This window comes from Streptomyces glaucescens (assembly GCF_002154375.1).
Lineage (GTDB): Bacteria > Actinomycetota > Actinomycetes > Streptomycetales > Streptomycetaceae > Streptomyces > Streptomyces glaucescens.
On record NZ_MUND01000690.1, the window covers coordinates 1 to 5,177 of the forward strand.

Here is a 5,177-nt window from a genome sequence, read left to right on the forward strand (position 1 = left end):
GGGACCGGGGCGCCCGTGCCGGACGCGGCGGTGGCCGGTGCCGGGCTGGTCGTCGGCGGCCGGCGGCACCTGGACGCCGTACGGCTGCCGGAGGGCGCCGAGCGGATCGTGCTCGGGCCGCTGGCGCCCGCCCTGGACGCCATGGAGCCCTACGTCGAGAAGGACCGCCCCGTCGTGGTGCTGGCCTCCGGCGACCCCGGCTTCTTCGGGATCGTGCGGGCGCTCGCCGAGCGGTTCGGGACGGAGCGGCTGGACGTGCGGGCCGGGGTGTCGTCGGTGGCCGCCGCGTTCGCGCGCGCCGGACTGCCGTGGGACGACGCCGTGGTCGTCAGCGCGCACGGGCGGGAGCCGCGCACGGCGGTGAACGTGTGCCGGGCGCACCCCAAGGTGGCGGTGCTGACCGGGCCGGGCGCGGGGCCGGCCGAGCTGGGCGCGGCCCTGCGGGACACCGGGCGGATCCTGGTCGTCGCGTCCGCGCTGGGTGATCCGGCCCGGGAGCGGGTGGAGCGGGTGACACCGGCCGAGGCGGCGGACCGGGACTGGGGAACGGCGGTCAGCGTCGTCCTGTCCCTCGATCCGGAGCGGGCGCTGGGCGCGGTGCGCACGGTGGCCGGTCCGCCCGCCCGGCCCGCCGGCTGGGCCCTGGACGAGGCGGAGTTCGCACACCGCGACTCCATGATCACCAAGTTCGAGGTGCGGGCGCTGGCCCTGGCCCGGCTCGGTCCCCGGCTCGGCGACCTGGTGTGGGACGTCGGCGCGGGCTCCGGCTCGGTGGCCGTGGAGTGCGCCCGGCTCGGCGCGGCGGCCGTCGCGGTGGAGAAGGCGGCGGACGGGGTGGAGCGGATCCGCGCCAACGCCGCCGCGCACGGTGTGGACGTACACGTGGTGCACGGTGCGGCGCCCGACGCGCTGGCGGACCTCGCCGACGACCCGGACGCCGTGTTCGTCGGCGGCGGGGGGCGCGAACTGCCCGCCGTCGTCACCGCGTGCGCGCGGCGCGCCCGGCGCACGGTGGTCGTCGCGATGGCCGCGCTCGACCGGGTGCCGGCCGCGCGGGAGGCCCTGACGAGCTCCGGGTTCACCTGCGACGGGGTGCTGCTGCAGTCGTCCCGGCTCGCGCCGCTGCCGGGGGACGTGACCCGGCTCGCGGCGACCAATCCCGTTTTCCTGCTGTGGGGCGTACGCCGTCCCGCCTGTACCGAAGGAGTTGCCCAGTGATCGGCCTCATTTCCGCCACCGCGGCGGGGGCGGCGGCGCGGGACCGGCTGGCCGCGGCCTGGCCGGACCGCACCCGCGTCTACGACGGACCCGTGGGGGACGCCGTGCGGCGGGCGTTCGCCGAGTGCGGGCAGCTGGTGTGCTTCCTGGCGACGGGCGCGGTCGTCCGGCTGGTCGCGCCGCTGCTGGGCGACAAGGCGACCGACCCGGGTGTGGTCTGTGTCGACGAGGGCGGTCGGTACGCCGTGTCGCTGGTCGGCGGGCACGGCGGCGGCGCCAACGAGCTCGCCCGCGAGGTGGGCGCGGTGCTCGGCGCGGAGCCGGTGGTGACGACGGCGACCGACGCCGTCGGCATCGCGGGTCTGGACACGCTCGGGCTGCCCGTGGAGGGCGCGGTCGCCGCCGTGTCGCGGGCCCTGCTGGACGGGGAGCCGGTGGCGCTGCGGGCGGAGGTGGCGTGGCCGCTGCCGCCGCTGCCGGTGGCCGAGGACGGGCCGTACGCGATCCGGGTCACCGACCGCCTCGTCGAGTCCTCCGAGCGGGAGGCCGTGCTGCGTCCGCCGACACTGGTGGTCGGGGTCGGTGCGTCCAAGGGGGCCCCCGCGGCCGAAGTGCTCGACGTGATCGGAAGTGCCCTGCGGGACGCGGGTCTGTCCGTGCGCAGTGTCGCCGAGCTGGCCACCGTGGACGCCAAGGCCGAGGAACCCGGCATCGTCGAGGCCGCCGCCCGGCTGGGCGTGCCGCTGGTGACGTACGCCGCCGAGGACCTGGCCCGCGTCGAGGTCCCCAACCCGTCCGACGCGCCGCTCGCCGCGGTGGGCACGCCGTCGGTCGCGGAGGCGGCGGCGCTGGTGCGCGGCGGCGAACTCCTCGTGCCCAAGCGCAAGTCCGCGGCCAGCCCCGCGATGGCGACCTGCGCGGTCGTCCGGCGGCCCGGGCGCGGACGGCTCGCGGTGGTCGGGCTCGGGCCCGGCGCCAGGGACCTGCTGACGCCGCGCGCCAGGGCGGAGCTGGAGCGGGCGTCGGTGCTGGTCGGTCTGGACCAGTACGTCGACCAGATCCGCGACCTGCTGCGGCCCGGCACCCGCATCCTGGAGTCCGGGCTCGGCGCCGAGGAGGAGCGGGCCCGCACGGCGGTCGCCGAGGCCCGCAAGGGGCAGGCGGTCGCGCTGATCGGCAGCGGGGACGCGGGCGTGTACGCCATGGCCTCCCCCGCGCTCGCCGAGGCCTCCGACGACATCGACGTGGTCGGCGTGCCCGGCGTGACGGCGGCGCTGGCCGCCGGGGCGATCCTCGGGGCGCCGCTCGGCCACGACCACGTCTCGATCAGCCTGTCCGACCTGCACACGCCGTGGGAGGTCATCGAGCGGCGGGTGCGCGCCGCCGCCGAGGCGGACCTCGTCGTCACCTTCTACAACCCGCGCAGCCGGGGCCGCGACTGGCAGCTGCCGAAGGCGCTCGCGATCCTCGCCGGGCACCGCGAGCCGACGACTCCGGTCGGTGTCGTCCGCAACGCGTCCCGGCCGGACGAGTCGAGCCGCCTGACCACGCTGGGCGCACTCGACCCGGCGACGGTCGACATGATGACGGTCGTGACGGTGGGCAACACCGCGACCCGGGAGATCGCCGGCCGCATGGTGACGCCGCGCGGCTACCGCTGGCAGGCACCGCAGGAGGACGCCCAGTGAACCGTGTGGTCCACCCCATCGAGCAGGAGTCCTTCCGGCGGCTGCGCGCCCGCCTGGACACCTCGCACTTCCCGCCGCTGACCCGGGCGGTGGTGGAGCGGGTCATCCACTCCGCCGCCGACCTCGACTACGCCACCGACCTCGTCATGGACGAGGCCGCCCTGGAGAAGGCGTACGCCGCGCTGCACGCCGGGGCGCCCGTCGTCGTGGACGTCGAGATGGTCGCCGCGGGCATCACCCGGCGCGAGACGGTCTGCCGTCTGAAGGACGCCCAGGCCGGCCCCGGGCTGACCCGCTCCGCGCACGCCATGCGGCTGGCGTACGAGCAGGTCGGGCCGGGCGCGCTGTGGGTGATCGGCTGTGCGCCGACCGCCCTGGAGGAACTGCTCACCCTGGACGCCGACCCGGCGCTCGTCATCGGTCTGCCCGTCGGTTTCGTCGGGGCGGCCGAGTCCAAGGCCGCGTTGCGCGAGAGCGGGCTGCCCGCCGTCAGCAACGTGTCCGAGAAGGGCGGCTCCGCGGTCGCCGCCGCCGCGCTCAACGCCCTGCTGTACCACCCCACCGCGTACTCCGAGGAGAAATCGTGACCACCCAGCCGCCCGCCCTGCTCATCGCCGGCCATGGCACCCGGGACGATGCCGGAGCCGAGGCGTTCCGCGACTTCGTCCGGGAGCTGGGACGCCGCCACCCCGAGCTGCCCGTCGCGGGCGGCTTCATCGAGCTGTCCCCGCCGCCCCTCGGCGAGGCCGTGGCCGAGCTGGTGGAGCGGGGCGTACGCCGCTTCGCGGCCGTGCCGCTGATGCTGGTGTCCGCCGGGCACGCCAAGGGCGACATCCCGGCGGCGCTGGCCCGCGAGAAGGAGCGGCACCCCGGGATCGCGTACACCTACGGCCGTCCGCTGGGCCCGCACCCGTCCCTGCTGTCCGTGCTGGAGCGGCGGCTGGACGAGGCGCTGGGCGGCACGGCCCGCACCCCCGAGGACCGCGCGGACGTCACCGTGCTGCTGGTCGGGCGCGGATCGACGGACCCCGACGCCAACGCCGAGGTCCACAAGGCGGCGCGGCTGCTGTGGGAGGGGCGCGGATACGCCGGGGTGGAGACCGCCTTCGTGTCGCTGGCCGCGCCCGACGTGCCGAGCGGGCTGGACCGCTGCGCGCGGCTCGGCGCCCAGCGGATCGTCGTCCTCCCCTACTTCCTGTTCACCGGCATCCTCCCCGACCGGGTGCGGCAGCAGACCGAGGGCTGGGCGGCGGCCCACCCCGGGATCGAGGTGCGCTCGGCGGACGTCATCGGGCCGGAGCCGGAGCTGCTGGACCTGGTGATGGAGCGCTACCGGGAGGCCCTCGGGGGCGACCTGCGGATGAACTGCGACTCGTGCGTGTACCGGATCGCGCTGCCCGGCTTCGAGGACAAGGTGGGCATGCCGCAGCAGCCGCACTTCCACCCCGACGACGACGGCCACCACCACGGGCACGGCCATCACCACCACGGAGGACACACCCACTCCCATGCGCACTGACGGGCCCGACCTGCGCCACCACGGTGACGCGGAGGTACGCGACGACGGCTCGGCGCTCACCGATCTCGCGGTGAACGTACGGTCCGACACGCCCCCGGCGTGGCTGCGGGAGGTGATCTCCGGCTCGCTCGACGGGCTGGCCGCCTACCCCGACGGGCGGGCGGCGCGCGCCGCCGTCGCCGCGCGGCACGGGCTGCCCGTGGAGCGGGTGCTGCTGACGGCGGGGGCGGCGGAGGCGTTCGTGCTGCTGGCGCGGGCGCTGAAGGTCCGGCGGCCCGTCGTCGTGCACCCGCAGTTCACCGAGCCGGAGGCGGCGCTGCGGGACGCCGGGCATTCGGTCGGCCGGGTGCTGCTGCGGGAGGAGGACGGCTTCCGGCTCGATCCGGCGGCCGTCCCCGAGGACGCCGACCTGGTGGTCGTCGGCAATCCCACCAACCCGACGTCCGTCCTGCACCCCGCCGGCACGGTCGCCGCGCTCGCCCGGGCCGGGCGGACACTGGTCGTGGACGAGGCGTTCATGGACGCGGTGCCCGGCGAGCGGGAGGCGCTGGCCGGGCGCACGGACGTGCCCGGCCTCGTCGTCCTGCGCAGCCTGACGAAGACCTGGGGCCTGGCCGGGCTGCGCATCGGCTACGTCCTCGCGGCGCCGGAGACCGTCGCCGAGCTGGAGCAGGCGCAGCCGCTGTGGCCGGTGTCCACGCCCGCGCTGGCCGCGGCGGAGGCCTGCGTGTCGCCGCGGCCAGCGCGGGCGT

5 protein-coding genes are annotated in these 5,177 nt (G+C 76.8%); all 5 read left to right on the top strand.

Annotated elements, in window-relative coordinates; all coding sequences use genetic code 11:
- A partial coding sequence (cbiE, locus tag CCN42_RS35090; protein WP_107427695.1) for a precorrin-6y C5,15-methyltransferase (decarboxylating) subunit CbiE occupies positions 1-1,218 on the top strand: 1,218 nt, incomplete at its 5' end.
- Positions 1,215-2,906, top strand: a complete 1,692-nt coding sequence (cobJ, locus tag CCN42_RS35095) for a precorrin-3B C(17)-methyltransferase (protein WP_086741430.1) — start codon at positions 1,215-1,217, stop codon at positions 2,904-2,906. The genes cbiE and cobJ, both read left to right, overlap by 4 nt.
- Entirely contained in the window at positions 2,903-3,493 is a 591-nt protein-coding gene (locus CCN42_RS35100) for a precorrin-8X methylmutase (RefSeq protein WP_086741431.1), read from the top strand. Before cobJ ends, CCN42_RS35100 begins: the two co-directional genes overlap by 4 nt.
- Complete coding sequence (locus CCN42_RS35105; protein ID WP_086741432.1) at positions 3,490-4,425, top strand: sirohydrochlorin chelatase; 936 nt, start codon at positions 3,490-3,492, stop codon at positions 4,423-4,425. The genes CCN42_RS35100 and CCN42_RS35105 overlap by 4 nt, the downstream gene beginning before the upstream one ends.
- The coding region (cobC, locus tag CCN42_RS35110) for an Rv2231c family histidinol phosphate aminotransferase CobC (protein ID WP_107427696.1) at positions 4,415-5,177 on the top strand (763 nt) is incomplete at its 3' end. The genes CCN42_RS35105 and cobC, both read left to right, overlap by 11 nt.